The sequence below is a fragment of the Bacillus sp. 41-22 genome, assembly GCF_025809295.1.
Lineage (GTDB): Bacteria > Bacillota > Bacilli > Bacillales > Bacillaceae_G > Bacillus_A > Bacillus_A mycoides.
Genome location: NZ_CP084035.1, coordinates 3,424,541 through 3,446,355, shown reverse-complemented (window position 1 = coordinate 3,446,355; position 21,815 = coordinate 3,424,541). Strand labels below are relative to the sequence as shown.

The window sequence follows — 21,815 nt, the reverse complement described above, 5'->3', positions numbered from 1 at the left end:
AGGGGAAAAGGAATATGATGAAACATGTTTTTCAAAAAGGAAAAGATACGTCAAAACCAGTGTTGTTATTGCTTCATGGTACAGGAGGAAATGAATTAGATTTATTACCGCTTGCAGAAAGAATTGATCGGGAAGCTTCTGTATTAAGTGTTCGTGGAAATGTATTAGAAAATGGGATGCCTCGTTTCTTCCGCCGATTAGCAGAAGGTATTTTTGATGAAGAGGATCTTGTTTTCCGTACGAAGGAATTAAATGAATTTTTAAATGAAGCAGCAAAAACATATGAATTTGATAGAGATAATATCGTAGCTGTTGGGTATTCAAATGGAGCAAATATTGCGGCGAGCTTATTATTCCATTACGAAAATGCATTAAAAGGTGCAGTCCTTCATCACCCAATGGTGCCTAGAAGAGGAATACAATTACCTAATTTAGCAGAGAAATTCGTATTTATCGCTGCTGGAACAAATGATCCAATTTGTTCACCTTCTGAGTCAGAGGAATTGAAGATGCTATTAGAAAATGTAGATGCTAATGTAACAATGCATTGGGAAAATAGAGGACATCAATTAACGATGAATGAAGTAGAGAAGGCAACAGAATGGTATGAAAAAATATTTTCACATGCATAAATAGTAGACTAAATCGAGTGTAAAATCATAAAGATTTTATACTCGATTTTTTTGTTGTAATTTAAGGGGTTAAAAGAGAATAGGAAAGTTATGTTAAAATATAAAGAAAATGTAGAATAATGGAGGGGGACTATTAGATGTCAAACTACGAAAATGAAGAAATGCTAACGGGAGGGAATGTCTCAAACGTATATCGTTCGGAAGATACTGTTCGACGAGAATTAAAGAAAGGCAGTACCCGAATTCATAAGCTATTAAACCATTTGGAAAACAAAGGTTTTAGTTATGCACCAAAGTTTTTAGGTATTGATGATAAAGATAGAGAGATATTATCATTTATTGAAGGAGAAGCTGGTAATTACCCTTTAAAAGAGTACATGTGGTCTAATGATGTTTTAAAAGAAATAGCGAAGATGCTCCGTCTTTATCATGATGCTGTGAGTGATTTCCCGTTATCAGATGATTGGAAACCGATGGATAATACTCCAAATAAAATAGAGGTTGTATGCCACAATGATTTTGCAATATACAACATTATTTTTAATAACGAAAAACCAGTAGGTATTATTGATTTTGATGTTGCTGGTCCTGGACCAAGACTTTGGGACATAGCCTATACTCTTTACACTTGTGTCCCATTAAGTAGAGTTTATTATAAGGAAACAGGTGCGGCGGTTTATTATAATTCATTACAGCATGCAGACCGCATAAAGCAAAGAGTTAAATTGTTTTTTGAGTCCTATAAAAGTGATGGCATCGCCGAGGATTATTTGGAGATGGTACTTCTACGATTAGAAGGATTATGTAAATACATGAAAAGAAAAGCACTAGAAGGCGATATGAACTTCCAAAAGATGATAGATGAAGGGCATCTTGAACATTATGAAAATGATATTCAGTTTATTCGTAAACATGGAAAAGAGTGGATTTAATAAAATAAATCGTATACAAAAATAAAGCTCAGAGTCATATAGGGACTTTGAGCTTTTTAACGTATTAGTGTAGATGTTTTCCACAATAACCCGACTACTTATAACAGATGTCTTTTACTATATTAATGTAGCATAGTTAAGAGTTTGTTACAGGCTGAGCTGTAGCAATCGGTAATTGGATATCGACAGTTGTTCCTATGTTTAATTCACTGGAAATGAATAATTTTCCGTGATGCTCTTGAATGATTTTATAGCACATCATTAAGCCAAGGCCAGTTCCTTTTTCTTTCAAGCTATAAAAAGGTTCGCCAAGACGAGCCATGCGCTCTTCAGGAATCCCACAACCTTCATCCATAATGCGTATTGAAACAAAATCATTTTCTAACGAAGCTGTTTGAATGAATATGTTACCACCAGCAGGCATCGCCTCGATTGCATTTTTTAATATGTTAATCAAAACTTGTTTTAATTGATTACTGTCACATTGAATGTCAGAAATATAATCGAAATGATCCATGATGATATGAACGCTATGCATAACTGCTGTTGGTAAAATAAAAGTTACAACTTCTTCAATTAATGTTTGTACGTTGCATGTATGAATAGATAACACTTGTGGTTTAGACATCGCCATAAATTGGCTTGTTATAGATTCCATTTGTGAAATCTCACTCAACATAACGTCCACATACCATTTATTTTCCTCATTTATTTCTGGATGTAATAACGTTAAAAATCCTTTTAATGAAGTGAGCGGGTTTCTAATTTCATGGGCAATTCCGGCTGTCAGTTGTCCTACTACTGCAAGTTTTTCGGATTTCCGTAATAACTTTTCAGTTTCTTTTAGTTCGGTAACGTCTCTTCCCATCACTATAAGACCTTTGCGTGAGCCATCAGGATGGAAGAGTGGGACTTTTGAAATGCTTAAAACTAAGTCGAAATCATTTCTATGTATAATAAATTCCTCTCCGTGAAGAATTTGTCCTTTTTGCCATGTTAGTTCATCGACTTCTTCACAATGCAAAAAAGATTCGCGGTATGCTTCGTTATATTGAATGAGTTCATTATCTTTTTTTCCATGATAAGGAACGTTATGGAAATTGAAACAAGAAAGCGCATAGTCATTCGCTTCAAGCCAGCGTCCTTCATGATCCTTAAAAATAACAAATGCAGGCATTGAATTCATTAATGTGCGTAATCGTTTCTCACTCTCTTGTAATACTTTCTCAATTCTTTCTGATTTTTCAAGGGGTTTCATAATGGCGTATACACCTGTTAAACGGTTTTTAACAAAAATAGGAACTAATTTTGTTACGACATCTAGTAAATATCCGTCTTTATGATAAATAGAGACGATATACTCTTTTTGATTGTCAGCTGCAGCATTTTTTATGTATTGTAGCACTTGATCAGAAATATGTGCTTCTAAAATAGAAGTGATTGTTTTTCGCTCTAATTCGTTAGAAGTATAACCTAATATTCTTTCCGCAGAGGGGTTAATATGTAAAATAACTCCTTCTAAATTCAATGAAATAATACTATCAGGGTTATGTTCAAAAAGAGATGCATACATTTCTGCTAAAGAACGATTTTGTATATGGTTTCGCAGGCGTCCAGATACGTTCGGATGACGCTTTTTTTGAGTAGATGAATATTTTTTACGACTCATAATATTTCCTCCGTACAATTAGCATCTAAAAAAGATGGATCTATTAATAACTATAATATAGGTGTGACGTTTATTTCTATAAAAAATGGAAATTACAGAATAAATTTTCTTTTTTTATTATTAGTGGAAGGTATAAAAGGTAGTAATAAGAGAATCTTATATTGCTTAATTAATTTTCTGTAAGTTACATGAATGTGTTTTCGTTATACGATTAGACTAGAAGAGGGGGAAGGAATATGAAAAATTATATTCAAGGAATTGATCATGTACAAGTAGCTGCGCCCGTAGGATGTGAAGAAGAAGCGCGAGAATTTTATGGTAATAAAATTGGAATGGAGGAAATTCCAAAGCCGGAGGAATTAAAGAAGCGTGGTGGGTGTTGGTTTAAGTGTGGAAATCAAGAGATTCATATCGGAGTTGAGCAAAACTTTAATCCAGCTAAAAAAGCGCATCCAGCTTTTTATGTTTTAAAAATTGATGAATTTAAACAAGAGTTAATAAAGCAAGATGTTGAAGTAATAGATGATCATGCGCGACCAGATATAATCAGATTTTACGTGTCAGATCCGTTTGGAAATCGAATTGAATTTATGGAAAATAAAAACTAGGTGAAGGTCCACCTAGTTTTTTACACTTTTCTAAACAATCCTAATACTTCAACAGTCTCCGTAATATTAACGAATGCATGAGGATCAATTTCCGAAATCGTTAGTTTCATACTTGCTAATTCTTCACGTGAAACGACTGTCATAAGTACACGTTTTTTCTCGTTTGAATAAGCACCTTCACCATCAAGTAACGTAATTCCACGTACTACAGTTGAAAGAAGCTTTTTTTTCATTTCTTCTGCTTGATTTGTTACAATCATAAGTGTAACTTTACGATGTTTCGTATGAACGGCATCAATTACTTTACCAGTTACATAAATTGAAAGTAAGCTTGTAAGGGCAACATCCCAAGTGAAGAAAAATCCTGCAATGACAACAACAACAGTGTTTAATGCAATAAGGAATCCACCAAGTTTAATATCTCGCTTACGAGATAACAACATACCGATAATATCAAATCCACCAGTTGAACCATGGCAGTTAAAGACAAGACCAATACCAGCTCCGGCGATGACACCGCCAAATACAGATGATAAAAGTGGATCTGTTGCTACGACTTTTACTGGAACATAGTATAATGCAACAGATAATACAATTACAGAAACAACCGTGTTAAAAATTACTTTTTTTCCAAGACCTATGTATCCTAAAATAAGGATAGGTAAGTTCAATACAAAGTTAATAATACCTGTGTTTACAGGGGTTACAATCCCTAAAATAATAGCAATTCCGCCAATTCCACTACTTAAAATTTTATGGGGGATAAGGAAAAGATTAAAGGCAATTGCGATAATAATAGAACCAAAAATAACACCAAGAAATCTGACCATCTCTTTCCCGTCCTTCACTAAATAATCATATTATTTCAAGATTATATATGAAATTGAAAGTTTTTTGGGAAAACAGTTTATTTTGGAAAATTAGATTAATCTAAATAGTTCGAGTGTTTGATAAATTGGGAGGGGATACAGATATGAAGATAGCGACGTATCAACAGAAGAGTCCTTTAAAACAAGAGTGTGAGGATTCATTTTTTTGTAATGAAGATAAAATGATTTACGGTGTATGCGATGGAGCAACACCGTTAGTTCCATTTTGTGATGAAGAAGGACATAATGGAGCATACATCGCTTCACATTTATTTGCAAGTCATTTTACTTCGCTACGAGAGATCAATAGTTTACAAGGTGAAGTTGCAAAGGCGAATGAATTATTGCAAAACAAGATGCTAGAGTACAAGGTTGATACGAGAAAAAAAGACCATCTGTGGTGTACATGTATTGCAGCAGTTCAAATAGAAGGCGATAAACTTGAATATGCACAATTAGGTGATTGTATGATCGTTGCAATACTTCAGGATGGAGCGATAAGAGTATTAACGAAAGATACAGTTAAGGGAATTAGTAAACGCGCAAAAAAGAAGAGGGAAGAGGATCGTAAAAAAGGATTACCAGTCCCGGAAGAACACGTTTTTCAAGATGTTCGGGAGCAGTTAAAATACAATCGCTATCTTGCAAATATGCCAAACGGCTATTCAGTTGCAAATGGGATGAAAGAAGCTATGGATTATTTACAATATGGTGAATTACAGGTAGCTGAAGTAAGTGGGATTTTTATTTGTTCAGACGGATTGTTTCACCCAGAATGGTCGTTAGAACAAACTGTAGCATATATAAGAAAGAATAGTATAAAAGAATATGTAGCAATCATTGAAAGGTTAGAAGGAGAAAATAGAATAAGACCAGATGATAAAACAGTTATTATGATCGATTTGTAAGAGGAGGATGTTCATATGGAAATTAAATGTGCAAATTTAACGTTTCAAAATGAGTTAGTTCCTTTAGAAAAAGTAAATAAACTGATTATCCACCATACGTCAGAAGATGGCTGGGATGTGTATAAAACTCACGAATTTCATCAAAAGGTAAGAGGATGGAGCGGGATTGGTTACAATTATTTTATTGAAGAAGATGGAACTGTAGTCGAAGGACGAGGTTTACATATTGGAGCACATGCGAAAGATAATAATAGTAATACAATTGGAATATGTATGACGGGAAATTTTGATAAATATGATCCAACTACTGCACAAATGAATTCATTATATTCTTTATGTAAAATGTTTATGAAGCAGTTTGCCATAGAGAAAGGGAATATACTCGGCCATAGGGAGTTAGAAGGGGTTACAAAAACTTGTCCAGGAAATCGCTTTTCTATGGTAGAGTTAAGAAAAGTATTATCTTAAATATAGAGGAGTAACTCATGATGATGAACATAAAAATACCGACTGATAAAAAAGAAGAGCTTGTAGCACAAATTCAGCAATTTTTCGTTGAAGAAGATTTAGATGAAATTGGACGTTTCCAAGCAGAACGTTTAATAGAGGAAATGATTAAATTAGTTGGACCATTTGCATACAATCAAGCAATTGGAGATGCAAGAAAGCTTGTAAGTGAGAAATTAACGAATATTGAAGAAGACTTGTATGTGTTAGAGAAGAATGAAGGGAAGTAAAAAGAGCTATTTTGGTCGTCTTCCGTCAATTATAAAATAAGTATATGCCACGGCTTTTTTCCGATGTTTTGTTTGGAAAAGACCGTGAAATTGTTTTTGGACATATAAAATAAACCTCTTTTTTTCCAAAAGGGACCCTAGAATTAAAAAAACGTTATTCTTTCTTAACAAGCTAGATGAGAAAGAATAACGTTTTTTTTGATTGAGATTAAAAATATATTATCTTAATTTTATCTTTTTTTAATAATTTATTTATGGGCAATTTATAGTTGCTATTTATAATTCCTATATATAACAGCTATGGATACTACGAAAAAGAACTTTGGAGGTGTAACCAATTAGCTGTAATCAAAATTTAAAACATGAATTGCTCACATAGAATCTTCTTTTGGAAGATAAGTGGTGTAATTCTTTGTTAAATGAAGGAAGGGATTGGGAAGCTATGAATAAAACAATTTTAAAAACATGTATCATATCAGCAGTTTTAGGTGGAAGCCTATTAAGTGAAAAAAATGGAGAGGTGAAAGCAGAGGAGGTTACACCACAAACGAATCATACTGGTGTATTCAAAGATGTTCCAAAGGGGCACTGGTCATATGAGGCGATTCATCAATTAACAGGTGAGAAAATTATTTTCGGCTATGACGATGGAAGATTTGGTTTTGGAGATAACGTAACACGCGAACAAGTTGCAGCTTTAATGTATCGTTATTTTAATATGGCAGAAAACAAAAATTATCAGAACCCATATGGGGACGTAAGCGAAGATTCGACAAGCTATATAAAGGAAATCTTGTCTTTAACAGAAATGGGTGTTTTTAAGGGTGATGAGTATGGGAACTTTAGACCGAAGGCATCCTTAACACGTGCAGAAATGGCACAGGTTCTTACAAATGCTTTTCATTTAAAGGCAAAGAGTGATCATACTTTTAATGACGTTTCAACGAACTCATGGGCAAGAAATGCAATTAGTGCTGTTCAAACAAATAATATTGCAAAAGGAGTAGGAGGAGGGGAATTCGCTCCAAGTATGGATGTGACGCGTGAACAGTATGCACAATTTTTATACAATGCAATACAAGAAACTCAACAAGCGAAAGGGCAGCTACTAGCTAGTATACTTGGTGAAACAAACTGGAAAGGGACAAAAGTCTATGACAAAGATCATAATGATTTAACGAAAGAAAATCAAAATTTCATCGGGCTTGCAAAATATGATGCTAAAACTGCAAGGTATGAATTTTTTAATGCAAATACAGGAGAGAGTCGTAATGATAGCGGTACCTTTTTTATAACCAACGATGGAAAGAAAAGAGTGTTAATTTCTGAAACGCAAAATTATCAAGCAGTTGTTGAATTAACGCAATTAGACAAGGAGAAATTTACATATAAAAGAATGGGGAAAGATGCAAAAGGGAACGATGTAGAAGTATTTGTTGAGCATGTTCCTTATCAAGAAAAAGAGCTTTCTTTTACCCGACCTGATAAAAATTTAGAAAGCTCGACGGGTAAAATAGTTACAGACGTTGATGGAGATGAAATCTTATCTAGTACTCTATGGAACGGAACAGTGGTATTAGATGAACAGGGTAATAATGTAACAAACTACAACTCTAACTTAATCAGTCTAGCAAAATATGATAAAAATACAAATAAATATGAGTTTTTCAATATGAATACAGGGATAAGTCGTGGGGATTATGGTTTCTTCGATGTTGTACATGACAATAAAATAAGAGCTCACGTTTCGTTAGGAAATAATAAATATGGTGCGGTCCTTGAACTTACAGAGTTAAATAAAGATAAATTTACGTATACAAGAATAGGGAAAGATGCGAATGGAAAAGATATAAAAATCTTTGTTGAGCATGAACCGTATACAGGTGACCTAAAACCAAATTTCACAAAATAAGATGTAAAAGTAATCTTATACTCTAGTAAAGGCATTATGTTAGAAAATGTTAGTAAGGAAAAACCTGAGTGATTAGGATTAGGTAATTATACAATAGAAGTAAAATAGTTCTTTATAGACAAATAGATGCCTTGAGGCATCTATTTGTCATTTTAAAATGATCTTATGGGTAAATGTAAAATACAAACTCTCTTACTTTCTCGGTTGTATTTTCATTTTTGAGTAGCTGACAATCTTCTCAGATCTAGTAACTTACTACTTGCACGACCATACATCGTGGCTCTTTTTTATTTGTTCTCTTTATATTCATGTATTTTCTCTTTTACATTACCGACAGTATCTTTAGCAGTGCCTTTCACCTTATCCCATTTTCCCTCGGCTTGTAATTTTTTATTGTCAGTTACTTTCCCGACAACTTCCTTTACTTCACCCTTTACCTTATCAATGGCACCTTCTACTTTTTCTTTTAAACCATGATCATGTTTAGTCATACATTTCTCCTCCTTGTAGTTTGAGTAGAATTCTCTTTTCATATTGCAAGTTGAATGATGTATCTAGTAATAGCGTAACAAATTTATTTCGAATATTCAAATGAGTAACAGGATAGAAAGGTAATTGTCATAAAATGTATACATTCGTAATGGAAAGAAAAAGAAAGTTAATTATATGTCTTTCGCAGTCCATATTGATTTTGTATAAGCAATTTTCATATGGGCACGTTCCATATTATTTTGACTGCCGCTACCAAATCGAGCTTGTCCAACTATTAAATTGCAATTGGATGCAACAGCGGTCTCAATTCGTTTTTGAATTAATGCGGTATGACAACCTTTACGTTGAAATTCTGGCAAAGTAGCAGAAGCAGCTAATGAAGCAACACCTTTATTTATATAAAGTACCCCTATACTAGCAGGAGTGTTTTGAACTTCGGCTATGAAAAAATACCATCCTGGTTTATTGTAAAGAATTTCGTTATTTTGGTGCACACCATATTTTGTAAAGGATGGCATGTTAAATCCACGTACATATATGTCTGCAAAAATATCAAATTCATTTTCTTTTAGTTGGCGTACTGAAATGTTAGAAGGCAGCAGCGATGAGTCTTCTCTTGGTAAACTATATAAAGCGGTATGGAAGTTAGATTGATAAAAATTTTTTTGAGATAAGTATTGAAATAATTCAGTTGTACCTTGCGCTGGTGTAATTTCAAAACGGCAAGGGATTTGTAGTGATTGATAATAAGCGATGATTTCATCTATCTCATCTGTATTTGTAAATGTAATGCCCTTTACTGTATTAAAAGCAGGACCAGCAATTACTTTTGATGAAAAGGCAGTGGCACTCCCGAACTTTTTCGTTTGTACTTGCATTGGGTTGCCGCTTATTGTTTGTAGTGCCTCTAATCTAGAAGAAAGCATATGTATTTCTGCGTTTTCAATTTCTTGTGCTGTATTGACTGTCATAATTGTACTCATACGATTCCTCCGTCAATTAATATAGTTCATAGTACATATACGATTTTTCTTCTGAGATTCCTGTTGAAATGTAAGAGAATAAGAGGTTTTTTGGAAGGGAAATGGAAACGAACTGTCGAAGGGAGTGGAAACAGATTAAAGGTGGTGCTCTCATGAAACAGAAAGACGTGCAGACATGCTCTCATTGCGGTTCTCAAAACATAGGAGAAGGTGAGTTTATCGGTTATGCACAAATACGGAAAAAGGAAACGATGTTCACATCTTCACCAGTGGATGCTTATATTTGTACAGATTGCGGGAATATCCTTTCATTAAAGGTACGGAATTATGAAAGGTTTAAGCAGAAGCCGCTATGATTGTTGAGAAGTGGTCATATCCAGCGTTGTATACGAAACGTCTTATATTAAGGGAAATTAATATGAGTGATATTTTACATATATATGAGTATGCCTCAGATAAAGAAATGTCAACGTATACAGTATGGGATGCTCATCAATCGTTACATGACACACAAAAATATATAGAAGAAATTGTGAGTCAATATGAGAAAGAAAAGGTAGCTCCCCTTGGAATTGTATTAAGAGAGGAACAAAAACTCATAGGGACTTGTGGATTTATAAAATATGATGTAACTGAACATAAAGCGGAAATTGCATACGCCTTATCACGAAAATATTGGGGTAGAGGATTAGCTACCGAGGCGGCTTCAGCTTTTTTTAGCTATGGTTTTAATGAGTTACGTCTTAATAGTATTGAAGCAGGATGTAATTCAGAAAATGAAGCATCTGAAAAATTAATGAAACGTTTGAATATGGAATACGATTGTACAATTCAAAAGGATTTGTTCATTAAAGGTAAGTATCGTGATACGAAAAGGTATTGTATATCTAGGAAAAGATATATGAATCAATGAAATATTTTATATTGAAAACTCCTTTAATTGAATAAGGGGGTTTTTGTTTTACGTATAATAATAATTACCTTTAATTGTTATAATTGGTTATTGAGAAATATTGTTTTTCTTAATACCACAATCATAGAAGAAAACTAGCTAAATCGTATACAAAACCGCTATATAACACAATCGCAACCGTAAGTTGACAAAGTGCAACCACAGGAAGATAGAGATAAGAGCAATGTTTACATACAATTTAGTTAAGAAAACAAAGGGGGACACACATATGGAATTTGGTGAGAAGCTTTTTAAATTAAGAAAGGAAAAAGGCCTTTCTCAAGAAGCGTTAGCTGAGAAATTAAACACAACAAGACAAGCGGTTAGTAAATGGGAAAATGGTCAAGGTTTTCCTGAAACCGAAAAACTAATAATGATTGGAAATGTATTTGAAGTATCTCTTGATTACTTATTAAAAGAAACTGCTGAGCAAAGTAATGAAAAGGAAAATGGTTATTATGTAAGTAAGGAAATGGCGGAAGGGTATATAGTGTATGGGTAAAAAAATTCTAAATATATCGCATTAGGATTTAGCTTGCTTATTTTATCTACAATACCGTATTTATTATTTAAAGAAAATGCAACAATGTCTACATTCCTTGTCATTATCATTGTCCTTGGAATTGGAGCGATGATGGTACCTGTAACGATAGAAGAGAGTCGATACAATGTATTAAAAAAAGAAGAATTACTATTTGATCAAAACTTTCTAAAAGAATTGACAAAAAGATATGAAGTAATTAAGAAGAAGTATGCTGCAGTAATGATCGTTGGATTTTGTTTTATAGCAGCAGGAGCGATACCATTTTTATTTGAGAAAAAGCATATCACTTCAGGAGAATTAGTGCAGTATTATCCGTACTGTGTTGTACTTATTGCTATTGGAGTCTATCTTTTTGTTCGTGTTGTAGGAGTGTGGGAGATGTATCGAATTTTAGTAGAAAATAAGGAATACAGTAATCGTTTTATTTTTAAAATGAAAAAGAAAGTAAGAAAAAAGGTAGATAGTTTATAAAAAATAAAAAACATGTTTCGAATCAATGTATTCAAAACATGTTTTTTATCGTTCTGAATTATTTCCAAAGAAATAATTCAGAAAATACAGAAAAAACATCGTAATTATTTGTAGAAGTCTGTTATAATATACAGAAATGAAAACGCTTTAAAGGGGGATATAACCAATATGATGATGAATGTACCGCTAACAATTAGTTCTATGATGGAAAGAGCAGAAAAACTGTTTTCAAAGAAAGAAATTGTTTCACGGACACATGACACAGTTACGACATTAACGTATAAGCAGTTAGGTGAAAGGACGAGAAGGCTTTCTAGTGCGTTAAAAAAATTAGGAATTAAAGAAGGCGAGCGTATAGGAACGTTAGCGTGGAATCATCATCGACATGTGGAAGCGTATTTTGCTATTCCTGGTATTACTTCCGTTTTACACACAATTAATATTCGTTTATCTCCTCAACATATTTCATACATTATTCAGCACGCAGAAGATCGAATTCTACTTATAGATGAAGATCTCGTACCACTTGTTGAAAATATTCAATCACAATTATCAACTGTACAAGCCTACATTATTATGACTGATAAAGATGAACTTCCCAATACTACGCTAGAACCTGTATATCATTATGAAAAGCTATTAGAAGAAGGCGATCCAACTTTCCAATTTGTAAAAGATATTGATGAAAATACACCTGCTGGTATGTGTTATACGTCAGCGACTACAGGAAACCCAAAAGGTGTTGTATATACGCATCGTAGTACTGTATTGCATTGTATGGCACTCGGTTTAGCGGATACAGCTGCTTTATCGGAAAGTGATGCGGCGATGGCAATTGTACCGATGTTCCATGTGAACGCTTGGGGGCTTCCTTTTGCAGCTACTTGGTTTGGAACTAAACAAGTTCTGCCAGGACCAATGTTTACTCCAAAAATTTTATTAGAGATGATTCAAGCTGAAAAAGTAACGATAGCAGCAGGTGTGCCGACAATTTGGCTCGGTGTATTACAAGAGTTAGAAAATAATAGTTACGATTTATCTAGTATAACGAGAATATTATGCGGTGGTGCAGCTGCACCGAAAAGCGTTATTAAAGCATTTGAGCAAAAATATAATGTTCCTTTCGTACATGCATATGGTATGACTGAAACAAGCCCACTCGTAACACTTGCACGTTTAAAAAGTTATGAAACAGAATTATCATATGAAGAGCAATTAGAAATCCGCTCAAAACAAGGATATCTTGTCCCTGGTGTAGAGATGAAAGTAGTCGGTACAAATGGTGAAGTGAAGTGGGATGGTACTGAGATGGGAGAGTTATGTTTACGAGCACCTTGGATCGCTGAAAGCTATTATAACGATGATCGTACTGTCGAAGGATTCCGAGACGGTTGGTTATATACTGGTGATGTTGTTACAGTTGATGAGGAAGGCTGCGTGAAAATTGTTGATCGTACGAAAGATGTTATTAAAAGCGGGGGAGAATGGATTTCTTCAGTGGATCTTGAAAATGCTTTAATGGCACATGATGCTATATTTGAAGCGGCTGTCGTTGCAATTCCTCATCCGCAGTGGCAAGAACGCCCAGTTGCCTGCGTTGTTCAAAAGAAAAATAGTACGGTTACAAAAGAAGAAATATATGAGTTTTTAAAACCGCAGTTTGCGAAGTGGTGGTTACCAGATGATATTGTATTTATGGAAGAAATACCGAAAACATCTGTTGGGAAGTTTTTAAAACAGGCACTTCGAAAAGAACTTGAGCATTTGCATAAAGAGAAATAATTGAATTTATATTTGTAAACCAATATTAAAAATAAGTTGACAAAAAGCTAGTGAAAAGATAATATAACTCCTATAATATGTTACCTAAAAAACATTTTAAGTTTACAAATAGGAGAAGCAAATATGAATACAAAAAACTTAGTTTTCGTCGCTTTATTTAGTTCTATTATGGGAGTGTTAGGATTAATACCCCCAATTGCTCTTGCTATTACACCAGTTCCGATTACATTACAATCACTCGGTGTTATGCTTGCTGGTGGATTGTTAGGATCACGTCTTGGTGCGTTAAGTCAGCTTATTTTCTTACTTATAGTTGGAGTTGGAGCACCATTACTTGCTGGTGGACGCGGTGGTCCAGGCGTATTTGTTGGGCCAAGTGCAGGATATTTACTTGGTTATATCGTTGGAGCGTTTGTCATTGGTTATTTAATTGAGCGTTTACGTGAAGTTTCTATAATAAAGGTATTATGTATTAATATAATTGGTGGTATTTTCGTAGTTTATGTATTTGGTATCATTGTCCAAGCTTTCGTAATGGATATTTCCGTATGGGAAACGATGAAAGTAAGTGTCGCATTTTTACCAGGTGATTGCATAAAGGCGACTATAGCAGCGATTCTTGTGACAAGATTACATCGCTCATTGAAACATATTATTACGCCTGCTTTGAAGAATAAAAAAATTACAAATGCAGGGTAAGAAAAAGGAGAAACACGTTACTTGCGTGTTTCTTTTTATTATTTTGTAAAGAAAGGACGTCTCATATGGGGATTACAAAAGAATATAAAAAGTATGCCTCTTTACAACCAAATAAAATAGCGATTAAAGAAAATGATAGAGTATTAACATATAAAGAATGGTTTGAGTCAGTGTGTAAAGTAGCAAACTGGTTGAATGAAAAAGAATCGCAGAATAAAACGATAGCAATTTTATTAGAGAATAGTATGGAATTTTTACAACTATTTGCGGGTTCCGCTATGGCTGGATGGGTTTGTGTGCCACTAGATATAAAATGGAAACGAGATGAACTTAAAGAAAGAATAGCGATTAGTAAACCGGATATTATTGTGGCGGAGCAGTATAGGCTTAGTGATATATCGTGCGAAGAAGGAAGGATTATTGAGATTGAAGAATGGAAAGAAATGATTGAGAACTATCTTCCTGCATATCATTCTGTAGAAAATGTACAAAACGCTCCTTTTTATATGGGATTTACATCAGGATCGACTGGAAAAGCAAAAGCGTTTTTACGTGCTCAACAGTCGTGGGTACATAGTTTTGATTGTAATGTACATGACTTTCATATGAAAAAGGAAAATTCTATTTTAATAGCTGGGACGCTTGTTCATTCTCTTTTCTTATACGGGGCAATAAGTGCATTGTTTTTAGGGCAAACGGTACACATAATGAGAAAGTTTGTACCAGTTCAAGTGCTATCTAGTATAAGGATAGAGAATATTTCTGTAATGTATACAGTTCCTACAATGCTTGAGTCTTTGTATAAAGAAAATAAAGTAATTGAAAGTGAAATGAAAATTATTTCGTCAGGAGCCAAATGGGAAGCTGAAGCAAAAGAGAAGATGAAGAATGTGTTTCCTTATGCAAAAAGATATGAGTTTTATGGTGCGTCTGAGCTAAGCTTTGTAACGGCATTGGTTGATGAAGAGAGTGAAAGAAAACCGAATTCAGTAGGGAAACCTTGTCATAATGTACAAGTTCGAATATGTAATGAAGCAGGAGAAGAAGTACAGATAGGTGAGATAGGAACTGTGTATGTGAAAAGTGATCAATTTTTTATGGGCTATGTATCGGATGGAGCTATAATCCCGCAATTGTCCGAAGGTGGCTGGATGACAGTGCAGGATGTGGGCTACCAAGATGAAGAAGGCTTTATATATATTGTTGGTAGAGAGAAGAATATGATTTTATTTGGAGGAATCAATATTTTCCCAGAAGAAATAGAAAGGGTATTACAGACACATCCAGCTGTTGAAGAAATAGTTGTGGTTGGTGTAGAAGATAGTTACTGGGGTGAAAAGCCTGTCGCTATCGTAAAAGGAAGTGCTACAAAGCAACAATTAAAAAGTTTTTGCTTACAACGATTATCATCTTTTAAAATACCGAAAGAATGGTACTTTGTTGATGAAATACCTTATACAAATAGCGGGAAAATAGCTCGCAATGCAGCAAAAAGTATGATTGAAAACCGGGAGAAGATATATGAATAGGGCGGTTATTGTAGAAGCGAAAAGAACACCTATTGGTAAAAAAAACGGGATGTTGAAAGATTATGAAGTTCAGCAATTAGCAGCACCACTTCTTACGTTTTTAAGTAAAGGAATTGAGAGAGAAATAGACGATGTTATATTAGGGAATGTTGTTGGACCGGGAGGTAATGTTGCAAGATTATCTGCTTTAGAAGCTGGGCTTGGTTATCATATACCTGGTGTAACGATTGACCGGCAATGCGGAGCTGGATTGGAAGCAATTCGTACTGCGTGTCATTTTATTCAAGGGGATGCAGGTAATTGTTATATTGCTGGGGGCGTAGAGAGTACAAGTACGTCACCTTTTCAAAATAGAGCGCGGTTTTCACCTGAAACAATTGGGGATCCAGATATGGGATTGGCGGCTGAGTATGTTGCAGAGCAATATAACATAACAAAAGAGATGCAAGATGAATATGCTTGTCTTAGCTATAAAAGAACGCTGCAAGCATTAGAAAAAGGATATATACAAGAAGAGATATTACCTCATTATTTTAATGGATTATTAGATGAATCTATAAAGCGGGAAATGAATTATGAAAGAATGATTAAGAGAACGAAACCTGTATTTTTACAAAATGGAACGGTAACAGCAGGTAATTCGTGCGGTGTAAATGATGGAGCATGTGCTGTTCTTGTAATGGAAGAGGGGCAAGCACAGAAATTAGGGTACAAGCCAGTTCTTCGTTTCGTTCGTAGTGCTGTAGTTGGCGTGGATCCAAATCTTCCAGGGACTGGTCCGATATTTGCGGTGAACAAATTATTAAACGAAATGAATATGAAAGTAGAGGACATCGATTATTTTGAAATAAATGAAGCATTTGCTTCAAAAATTGTTGCTTGTGCAAAGGAGTTACAAATTCCTTTTGAAAAATTAAATGTAAATGGTGGAGCAATTGCGCTCGGTCATCCGTACGGTGCATCTGGAGCTATGCTTGTGACACGTTTGTTTTATCAAGCACAAAGAGAGCATATGAAATATGGAATTACGACGTTAGGAATTGGTGGTGGAATAGGGCTTGCGCTATTATTTGAGAAAGTAGAAAACTAGAAAGGGGCTAGTTTTCTACTTTTTGAGGAACATAAGCATTACTACCAGGTTTTGCTTTTATTTCATTCCAAGCAGCGATAGCATCAGCTTTTGATTTCCCTTTGTTATTTGGATCTTCGAAAAAGTCGCGAGTGAAACGATTGTATTCAAACTGCGCGCTGATAGTTGTTTTGTATGTAGGATCTTTTTTTCGTTCGTTTTCTTCATACCAAAACGTTATCGCGTCTTCATATGTTTTTCCAACATTCTCTTTAAAAAATTTTTGAAGAGCTACTGTAAAGCGGAAGTTTGCTCCGATTTTTTCTTTGAAAAAAGCACGAACATCTTCGCTACAGCGGTGATTGTTAGTAATAATCGTTTGAAGAGAAAGTTCTTTATAAGAGAGGGAAGCTTTACTCACCTTTTGACTAGAGCTGTTTTTTAATATTTTACCAGTATGTAAATAATGTGAGATACGCTCGGTTATTTCAATCTTAGAGCCACTAGCTGACAAACCATGCTCACGACAAAATGTTTGCAGTTCTGCTTTTAACCAATAAAAGTTTTGGAAATCTTCAAGTGATATAGACTTTGTTAAAGGTGGACGCATAGATGTAACAACTTCTTTCTTCCATAATTTTCTTTAATTATAAAACATATGTTCTTTTTGTGGAAGGATTAATTTGTAAATATAACGGGAAGAGGAGATTACATATGGAAAGTGTAATGCAAGTTCGTGTTACGGGAATTTTAATTGAAGATGAAAAAGTATTGCTAGTAAAGCAAAAAGTTGCTAATCGCAATTGGTCTTTACCTGGGGGAAGGGTAGAGAATGGTGAAACGTTAGAAGAAGCGATGATTCGAGAAATGAGAGAAGAAACAGGATTAGAAGTTAAAATTAAGAAGCTACTCTATGTTTGTGATAAACCAGATGCTAGTCCATCTTTATTACATATTACGTTTCTGCTTGAAAGGATTGAAGGTGAAATTACGTTACCTTCTAATGAATTTGATCTTAATCCAATTCATGATGTACAAATGGTAGTGATTAAAGACTTAAGTCATTATGGTTTTTCGGAAACTTTTATAACTCTTATAAGTGAAGGTTTTGCAAGTGCAGGGAGTTATCAAGGCTTGAAACAAAATATAGGCCTGTAAATAATTGAAGGATAGCCGTTAGCTACCCTTCATAAACATGTTTTACACTGCTGACTGTAAAGAAGAAACAAGTTGATTTAAAAACTCATCTCTACTCATAATTGCTTTCCCACCGCCACGAGCACTCTTTTTATTTCCTCCGCCTTTTCCTTCAATAGAAGGGAGGGCATCTTTTAAAAGAGCATTCATATCGAGTGTCACTGCTTTACCACAAGCAAGAATACATTGTAATTTGTCCTCATTTTCAATAACGAAGTATGTAATTGCGTGTTCTTGTTGTTCTGTAATAATGGCAGCTAGTTTTGCGACTTCTTGCATAGCGCGATTTGTAAATGCTCGAGAGATAAGTGTTCCAGCATGTATTTCTTCCGATTGTTGTAATAGTTCATTTGCTTCTACAAATAATAGTTTTTCATTCATTGCTTGTATTGCCTTTTCGTTTTCTTTTTGAGAGGTAAGAAGTTGTGCTACTTTTGCTGGAATATCAGTTTCGCTACTGTTCAATTGCTTAGAAACATCGGTTAATATTTGTTGATGTTGTCCCATTAATTTAAGAGAACGCCAACCAGCTATAAATGTTAAGCGTATACCACCTTTATTGCGCTCCCATCCTAGTACTTGAATAGGACCTACTTCACCAGTGTGTTTCGGATGCGTTCCGCCACAGCCGTTGTAATCATAATTTGCGATAATAACAACGCGTATATTTTCTGTCATAGTTGGTTCTTTGCGAAGGGGTAATGCTTTGGCCTCTTCTAAGTTCATCCATTTAATACGAATAGGGTGGTTTTCAAAAACAATTTGATTAGCAATTTGTGCGGCCTTCTCAACAGTTTCTGTAGAAAGATTGGCAGTTTCTAAATCAATGGTTATAGTTTCTTTTCCAAGATGGAACCCGATCGTCGGTATGTTAAAGTGATCCCAAAAAGCAGCGGATAAAATGTGCTGAGCCGTATGTTGTTGCATATGGTCAAAACGGCGCTCCCAATCTATTTTACCCTCTACTTCTTCTGTATGTAATTGTTCTATTATGAAATGACGAATTTCTCCATTTACTTCTTCAACGTTACTTACCGGAATACCATTTAAAGTTCCAGTGTCATGTGGTTGTCCGCCGCCTGTTGGATAAAATGCAGTTTCATTTAAGACAACATATAAGTTTCCTTCTGTATCATGCTCTTGTTTTATAACTTTAGTAGTAAAGTCTTTCTTATAAGCGTCGATGTAATATAATTTTTTCTCCAATTTTCTTTCCCCTTTCGTGTTAGCTAGTTTCATTGTAAAGCAATTGAAATTAGTTTCCTAATATTTCAGAAGAAAGAAACTTTTTTTAGAATTTTCTTGCTATAATAAGAAGAAAATGCGGGGGGAATGAAAATGCCATATGAAAACGGCGTAGATAAGTTGCTTAGTTTAAGCAGAAATATTTCCGAATTATATCGAGAATTAAATGAGATGACCCGGATTTTAACGGATTGTAATCGAGAAAGTGTGAAATTTGATCGGTTATATGTAAAGGAGTTACTTTGGAAAAAAGAAGATGTCATAGAGAAGTATGAACAATTACTCGTCCAGCTTTGTATTAATGAATGCTTTGATTTAAAAAGTGTAATTACTGGCGAATATAAGTATACATATGAAGAAGTAGAAAGCATTGTTTTAGAATTTAATGAAAAGTATAATGTAGCTATTTTGATTAAAGATGTTTGTAAAGAACTACAGTTTACATACGGAATTGATATGGAAATAACGAGAACAGCTCGGGTATAAACATCTCAAGTATAGAAAAAGGAAAAAGAAAGCAGATCCTTTGCTTTCTTTTTTTATGTAAGAAAAGGGAGAGTAGGTTTAAAGATGAAGGGGAAGTTACAAAATATTCATCCACTTGGAATGAGTATCATTATAGGGACATTATTTGCTAGGTTTGCAACTTCAATGAGCATTCCTTTTTTAGCGATTTATTTAACGACTGTTAAAGACGTATCGGCTGGAATGACCGGTGCTATCATTGGAACGAGTGCGCTTGTTGGAGTGTTAGCTAGTTTTATTGGAGGCAATTTATCGGATCGATTTGGTCGAAAGATGATTATAATATGGTCCATGATTGTTTGGGTGTTTGTATTTATAGGATTTTCAGTTGCAGATCATGTTTTGAGTTTCTTTCTATTAAACGCTTTGAATGGATTATGTCGTTCTTTTTTTGAACCGACATCAAGAGCTTTATTATCAGATTTAACGAAACCAGAGTATCGTTTACTCGTATATAATTTGCGTTACGGTGCAATAAATGTTGGAGTAGCGATGGGTCCACTTGTTGGATTACAGATTGGAAGTGCAAAATCAACGATTCCTTTTTTAGTAGCCGCTGGAGTGTACATTTTATATACAGTTATATTAGCGTTTCAATTTAAGAAATATCCACTTGATAATAAGAAAGTAACTACAGAAAATCCGGTCACAATGTTAAGTGCGGTTCGGATTTTGCGAAAAGACATAGTATTTTTAGTTGCTTTAGTCGGAATCATTTTGAGTAATAGTGGTTTTTCACATTTAACGACGACACTATCTCAATATTTTGCAAACGCACATATATTTCAAGATGGAGTAAAGTTGTTCTCATATATGCTAACTTTAAATGCGGTTACAGTAGTAGTTATTCAATACCCTGTTATTCAAATGTGTAAAAAGTATACGCCGTTAGCATCTATTATGGTTGGAACGTTATTTGTGAGCGGGGGATTGTTTGGATTTGGACTAGTAGAATCTATGTTAGGGGCTGCTATATGTACAATTATTTTTACATTCGGAGAAGTATTAATGTTTTCAATGACAGATGTATTTATTGATGAGATAGCTGTTTCGCATTTGAAAGGGACATATTTTGGAGCTATGGGCTTTTCGGGAATTGGAGTAGTAATTGGTCCTTGGTTTGGCGGGATACTTCTCGATCATTATGGATATCAAAATGGCTTTATTGTATTTTTTATATTAGCTGTTTTTTCAACCACTGCATTTCCAGTCCTATTAGTTACAAAAAGCTTAATGAAAAAAAGATATATTAGAAATTCTAAAATAGAAATACATGCGAAATAATATAAGCCCCAGCAAACTAAAAGGTTGCTGGGGCTTATGTTTGTATTTATATTAATCGTTAATTCGAAAAAAGACTTTCTCTTCATGCGTGTTGGCAACTTCATTTTTGGAAATATGAATGGCTAAATATCCATTCTCTAAGCAGGCTAGCATCTTCTTATAAATAATATTAGCAGGTAAAGGAATTATCCGCTGTAAAGAATTATTTTTATGAAGTATGCAAATGTTTAGGCCTGTCTCCATCTTTTTAATGAGTACATCTTGTTCAGTTACATTTAGTACATCTGTTTCCAAAATGTATTCTTGTTCTGTTTCACAAAGGTCAATATGAATTTGATTTGGAAAACTAAAGTTACTATAAGAATCGGAACAAAATTGATCCATCCATTCTTCGAAACCATCAACATGAAAAAGACAATCCTTCTTTTTCTTGCCCATGAAAGACACCCTCCGTAAAATCTCAATTCATACTATGTTATGCATGAATGAAATAGAGGTGAAGAACAAATAGAAAAATATAAACATTTTATGTGAAAGATACAGTGTGTGTGAATACTTTTGCTTTACATATCATGATGTGCATGATTTTTTTGACGTGAATGATTACGGTTTTTAACTTTATGAGATCCACTTAAAGGCTCGGGCTGTCCAGAAGATTGCCCTTTTTTCTCGTTTTGACGATTAGATTGATTCTTGTTTTTACCCATTGTATTTTACACCTCCTCTCCCTATTTAGAATGAGAGAAGTTTGCGAATTTATACGAGAATGTTTTTTG

General features: G+C 34.3%; 24 protein-coding genes and 1 pseudogene. 17 read left to right on the top strand and 8 right to left on the bottom strand.

Going from position 1 to position 21,815, the window contains the following annotated elements; all coding sequences use genetic code 11:
- Positions 1 to 17: 17 nt before the first annotated feature.
- Both LCF45_RS17555 and LCF45_RS17550 read left to right on the top strand, forming a co-directional pair.
- Positions 18 to 632 carry an alpha/beta hydrolase gene (locus tag LCF45_RS17555; RefSeq protein ID WP_002128536.1) on the top strand — a complete coding sequence of 205 codons (615 nt, stop codon included), beginning with the start codon at positions 18 to 20 and terminating at the stop codon, positions 630 to 632.
- Between the two features lie 137 nt (positions 633 to 769).
- The gene (locus LCF45_RS17550; protein ID WP_033729858.1) at positions 770 to 1,564 is read left to right on the top strand and encodes a phosphotransferase; all 795 of its coding nucleotides are present in this window, start codon (positions 770 to 772) and stop codon (positions 1,562 to 1,564) included.
- Between the two features lie 136 nt (positions 1,565 to 1,700).
- On the opposite strand, the gene LCF45_RS17545 is transcribed toward LCF45_RS17550, so the two are convergent.
- Positions 1,701 to 3,233 carry a BA3702 family sensor histidine kinase gene (locus LCF45_RS17545; RefSeq protein ID WP_078178571.1) on the bottom strand — a complete coding sequence of 511 codons (1,533 nt, stop codon included), beginning with the start codon at positions 3,231 to 3,233 and terminating at the stop codon, positions 1,701 to 1,703.
- 236 nt (positions 3,234 to 3,469) lie between these two features.
- Between LCF45_RS17545 and LCF45_RS17540 the strand changes: the two genes are divergently transcribed.
- Complete coding sequence (locus LCF45_RS17540; protein ID WP_002128532.1) at positions 3,470 to 3,841, top strand: VOC family protein; 372 nt, start codon at positions 3,470 to 3,472, stop codon at positions 3,839 to 3,841.
- 20 nt (positions 3,842 to 3,861) lie between these two features.
- Here LCF45_RS17540 and LCF45_RS17535 read toward each other — a convergent pair whose 3' ends face one another.
- Positions 3,862 to 4,671: a YitT family protein gene (locus tag LCF45_RS17535; RefSeq protein ID WP_000251329.1), complete on the bottom strand. Its 810-nt coding sequence runs from the start codon at positions 4,669 to 4,671 to the stop codon at positions 3,862 to 3,864.
- A 143-nt stretch (positions 4,672 to 4,814) separates the two neighbouring features.
- On the opposite strand from LCF45_RS17535, the gene LCF45_RS17530 reads away from it, so the two are divergent.
- From LCF45_RS17530 to LCF45_RS17515, 4 genes are all read left to right on the top strand, one after another.
- Entirely contained in the window at positions 4,815 to 5,618 is an 804-nt protein-coding gene (locus LCF45_RS17530; RefSeq protein ID WP_078203416.1) for a protein phosphatase 2C domain-containing protein, read from the top strand.
- Between the two features lie 15 nt (positions 5,619 to 5,633).
- Positions 5,634 to 6,086, top strand: a complete 453-nt coding sequence (locus LCF45_RS17525) for a peptidoglycan recognition protein family protein (protein WP_002146292.1) — start codon at positions 5,634 to 5,636, stop codon at positions 6,084 to 6,086.
- Positions 6,087 to 6,103: 17 nt separating this feature from the next.
- On the top strand, positions 6,104 to 6,355 hold the full coding sequence (locus LCF45_RS17520; protein ID WP_002087817.1) for a DUF2164 domain-containing protein: 252 nt from the start codon (positions 6,104 to 6,106) through the stop codon (positions 6,353 to 6,355).
- 442 nt (positions 6,356 to 6,797) lie between these two features.
- On the top strand, positions 6,798 to 8,267 hold the full coding sequence (locus LCF45_RS17515; RefSeq protein WP_142292279.1) for a DUF4822 domain-containing protein: 1,470 nt from the start codon (positions 6,798 to 6,800) through the stop codon (positions 8,265 to 8,267).
- 287 nt (positions 8,268 to 8,554) lie between these two features.
- Here LCF45_RS17515 and LCF45_RS17510 read toward each other — a convergent pair whose 3' ends face one another.
- Positions 8,555 to 8,758 (bottom strand): CsbD family protein, encoded by a 204-nt coding sequence (locus tag LCF45_RS17510; protein WP_002033531.1) that lies wholly within the window; start codon positions 8,756 to 8,758, stop codon positions 8,555 to 8,557.
- 171 nt (positions 8,759 to 8,929) lie between these two features.
- Positions 8,930 to 9,742 (bottom strand): GNAT family N-acetyltransferase, encoded by an 813-nt coding sequence (locus LCF45_RS17505; RefSeq protein WP_002128520.1) that lies wholly within the window; start codon positions 9,740 to 9,742, stop codon positions 8,930 to 8,932.
- 152 nt (positions 9,743 to 9,894) lie between these two features.
- On the opposite strand from LCF45_RS17505, the gene LCF45_RS17500 reads away from it, so the two are divergent.
- From LCF45_RS17500 to LCF45_RS17470, 7 genes and pseudogenes are all read left to right on the top strand, one after another.
- Positions 9,895 to 10,098, top strand: a complete 204-nt coding sequence (locus LCF45_RS17500; RefSeq protein ID WP_033708017.1) for a hypothetical protein — start codon at positions 9,895 to 9,897, stop codon at positions 10,096 to 10,098.
- On the top strand, positions 10,095 to 10,655 hold the full coding sequence (locus LCF45_RS17495) for a GNAT family N-acetyltransferase (RefSeq protein WP_002014262.1): 561 nt from the start codon (positions 10,095 to 10,097) through the stop codon (positions 10,653 to 10,655). The genes LCF45_RS17500 and LCF45_RS17495 overlap by 4 nt, the downstream gene beginning before the upstream one ends.
- A gap of 268 nt (positions 10,656 to 10,923) precedes the next feature.
- Positions 10,924 to 11,709 (top strand): annotated as a pseudogene (locus LCF45_RS17490) (helix-turn-helix domain-containing protein).
- A 168-nt stretch (positions 11,710 to 11,877) separates the two neighbouring features.
- Positions 11,878 to 13,491 carry a long-chain fatty acid--CoA ligase gene (locus LCF45_RS17485; protein WP_002128516.1) on the top strand — a complete coding sequence of 538 codons (1,614 nt, stop codon included), beginning with the start codon at positions 11,878 to 11,880 and terminating at the stop codon, positions 13,489 to 13,491.
- A 123-nt stretch (positions 13,492 to 13,614) separates the two neighbouring features.
- The gene (locus tag LCF45_RS17480) at positions 13,615 to 14,190 is read left to right on the top strand and encodes a biotin transporter BioY (RefSeq protein WP_002014265.1); all 576 of its coding nucleotides are present in this window, start codon (positions 13,615 to 13,617) and stop codon (positions 14,188 to 14,190) included.
- 65 nt (positions 14,191 to 14,255) lie between these two features.
- Complete coding sequence (locus tag LCF45_RS17475) at positions 14,256 to 15,719, top strand: acyl-CoA synthetase (RefSeq protein WP_263893018.1); 1,464 nt, start codon at positions 14,256 to 14,258, stop codon at positions 15,717 to 15,719.
- Positions 15,712 to 16,809 (top strand): acetyl-CoA C-acyltransferase, encoded by a 1,098-nt coding sequence (locus LCF45_RS17470; protein ID WP_002192725.1) that lies wholly within the window; start codon positions 15,712 to 15,714, stop codon positions 16,807 to 16,809. Before LCF45_RS17475 ends, LCF45_RS17470 begins: the two co-directional genes overlap by 8 nt.
- 7 nt (positions 16,810 to 16,816) lie before the next feature.
- Here LCF45_RS17470 and LCF45_RS17465 read toward each other — a convergent pair whose 3' ends face one another.
- Positions 16,817 to 17,398: a DUF6434 domain-containing protein gene (locus LCF45_RS17465; RefSeq protein WP_002128513.1), complete on the bottom strand. Its 582-nt coding sequence runs from the start codon at positions 17,396 to 17,398 to the stop codon at positions 16,817 to 16,819.
- Positions 17,399 to 17,502: 104 nt separating this feature from the next.
- Here LCF45_RS17465 and LCF45_RS17460 point away from each other — a divergent pair, with 104 nt between their 5' ends.
- Positions 17,503 to 17,946 (top strand): NUDIX hydrolase, encoded by a 444-nt coding sequence (locus LCF45_RS17460; RefSeq protein ID WP_002128512.1) that lies wholly within the window; start codon positions 17,503 to 17,505, stop codon positions 17,944 to 17,946.
- Between the two features lie 42 nt (positions 17,947 to 17,988).
- On the opposite strand, the gene LCF45_RS17455 is transcribed toward LCF45_RS17460, so the two are convergent.
- Positions 17,989 to 19,191: an alanyl-tRNA editing protein gene (locus LCF45_RS17455; protein ID WP_263893017.1), complete on the bottom strand. Its 1,203-nt coding sequence runs from the start codon at positions 19,189 to 19,191 to the stop codon at positions 17,989 to 17,991.
- Between the two features lie 132 nt (positions 19,192 to 19,323).
- Here LCF45_RS17455 and LCF45_RS17450 point away from each other — a divergent pair, with 132 nt between their 5' ends.
- Together LCF45_RS17450 and LCF45_RS17445 are read left to right on the top strand one after the other, a co-directional pair.
- Positions 19,324 to 19,716, top strand: a complete 393-nt coding sequence (locus LCF45_RS17450) for a hypothetical protein (RefSeq protein WP_002137716.1) — start codon at positions 19,324 to 19,326, stop codon at positions 19,714 to 19,716.
- Between the two features lie 84 nt (positions 19,717 to 19,800).
- Positions 19,801 to 21,039, top strand: a complete 1,239-nt coding sequence (locus LCF45_RS17445; RefSeq protein WP_002128510.1) for an MDR family MFS transporter — start codon at positions 19,801 to 19,803, stop codon at positions 21,037 to 21,039.
- 51 nt (positions 21,040 to 21,090) lie between these two features.
- Here LCF45_RS17445 and LCF45_RS17440 read toward each other — a convergent pair whose 3' ends face one another.
- Both LCF45_RS17440 and LCF45_RS17435 read right to left on the bottom strand, forming a co-directional pair.
- Positions 21,091 to 21,477 carry an Hsp20/alpha crystallin family protein gene (locus LCF45_RS17440; RefSeq protein ID WP_002066632.1) on the bottom strand — a complete coding sequence of 129 codons (387 nt, stop codon included), beginning with the start codon at positions 21,475 to 21,477 and terminating at the stop codon, positions 21,091 to 21,093.
- A gap of 125 nt (positions 21,478 to 21,602) precedes the next feature.
- Entirely contained in the window at positions 21,603 to 21,746 is a 144-nt protein-coding gene (locus tag LCF45_RS17435; protein WP_002128508.1) for a small acid-soluble spore protein P, read from the bottom strand.
- Between the last annotated feature and the right edge of the window lie 69 nt (positions 21,747 to 21,815).

What these genes read in the sequence shown, in the direction of transcription:
- LCF45_RS17555 (WP_002128536.1), top strand. Translation starts at nt 18, where the DNA reads ATGAAACATGTTTTTCAAAAAGGAAAAGATACGTCAAAACCAGTGTTG.
- LCF45_RS17550 (WP_033729858.1), top strand. Translation starts at nt 770, where the DNA reads ATGTCAAACTACGAAAATGAAGAAATGCTAACGGGAGGGAATGTCTCA.
- LCF45_RS17545 (WP_078178571.1), bottom strand. Translation starts at nt 3,233, where the DNA reads ATGAGTCGTAAAAAATATTCATCTACTCAAAAAAAGCGTCATCCGAAC.
- LCF45_RS17540 (WP_002128532.1), top strand. Translation starts at nt 3,470, where the DNA reads ATGAAAAATTATATTCAAGGAATTGATCATGTACAAGTAGCTGCGCCC.
- LCF45_RS17535 (WP_000251329.1), bottom strand. Translation starts at nt 4,671, where the DNA reads ATGGTCAGATTTCTTGGTGTTATTTTTGGTTCTATTATTATCGCAATT.
- LCF45_RS17530 (WP_078203416.1), top strand. Translation starts at nt 4,815, where the DNA reads ATGAAGATAGCGACGTATCAACAGAAGAGTCCTTTAAAACAAGAGTGT.
- LCF45_RS17525 (WP_002146292.1), top strand. Translation starts at nt 5,634, where the DNA reads ATGGAAATTAAATGTGCAAATTTAACGTTTCAAAATGAGTTAGTTCCT.
- LCF45_RS17520 (WP_002087817.1), top strand. Translation starts at nt 6,104, where the DNA reads ATGATGATGAACATAAAAATACCGACTGATAAAAAAGAAGAGCTTGTA.
- LCF45_RS17515 (WP_142292279.1), top strand. Translation starts at nt 6,798, where the DNA reads ATGAATAAAACAATTTTAAAAACATGTATCATATCAGCAGTTTTAGGT.
- LCF45_RS17510 (WP_002033531.1), bottom strand. Translation starts at nt 8,758, where the DNA reads ATGACTAAACATGATCATGGTTTAAAAGAAAAAGTAGAAGGTGCCATT.
- LCF45_RS17505 (WP_002128520.1), bottom strand. Translation starts at nt 9,742, where the DNA reads ATGAGTACAATTATGACAGTCAATACAGCACAAGAAATTGAAAACGCA.
- LCF45_RS17500 (WP_033708017.1), top strand. Translation starts at nt 9,895, where the DNA reads ATGAAACAGAAAGACGTGCAGACATGCTCTCATTGCGGTTCTCAAAAC.
- LCF45_RS17495 (WP_002014262.1), top strand. Translation starts at nt 10,095, where the DNA reads ATGATTGTTGAGAAGTGGTCATATCCAGCGTTGTATACGAAACGTCTT.
- LCF45_RS17485 (WP_002128516.1), top strand. Translation starts at nt 11,878, where the DNA reads ATGATGATGAATGTACCGCTAACAATTAGTTCTATGATGGAAAGAGCA.
- LCF45_RS17480 (WP_002014265.1), top strand. Translation starts at nt 13,615, where the DNA reads ATGAATACAAAAAACTTAGTTTTCGTCGCTTTATTTAGTTCTATTATG.
- LCF45_RS17475 (WP_263893018.1), top strand. Translation starts at nt 14,256, where the DNA reads ATGGGGATTACAAAAGAATATAAAAAGTATGCCTCTTTACAACCAAAT.
- LCF45_RS17470 (WP_002192725.1), top strand. Translation starts at nt 15,712, where the DNA reads ATGAATAGGGCGGTTATTGTAGAAGCGAAAAGAACACCTATTGGTAAA.
- LCF45_RS17465 (WP_002128513.1), bottom strand. Translation starts at nt 17,398, where the DNA reads ATGCGTCCACCTTTAACAAAGTCTATATCACTTGAAGATTTCCAAAAC.
- LCF45_RS17460 (WP_002128512.1), top strand. Translation starts at nt 17,503, where the DNA reads ATGGAAAGTGTAATGCAAGTTCGTGTTACGGGAATTTTAATTGAAGAT.
- LCF45_RS17450 (WP_002137716.1), top strand. Translation starts at nt 19,324, where the DNA reads ATGCCATATGAAAACGGCGTAGATAAGTTGCTTAGTTTAAGCAGAAAT.
- LCF45_RS17445 (WP_002128510.1), top strand. Translation starts at nt 19,801, where the DNA reads ATGAAGGGGAAGTTACAAAATATTCATCCACTTGGAATGAGTATCATT.
- LCF45_RS17440 (WP_002066632.1), bottom strand. Translation starts at nt 21,477, where the DNA reads ATGGGCAAGAAAAAGAAGGATTGTCTTTTTCATGTTGATGGTTTCGAA.
- LCF45_RS17435 (WP_002128508.1), bottom strand. Translation starts at nt 21,746, where the DNA reads ATGGGTAAAAACAAGAATCAATCTAATCGTCAAAACGAGAAAAAAGGG.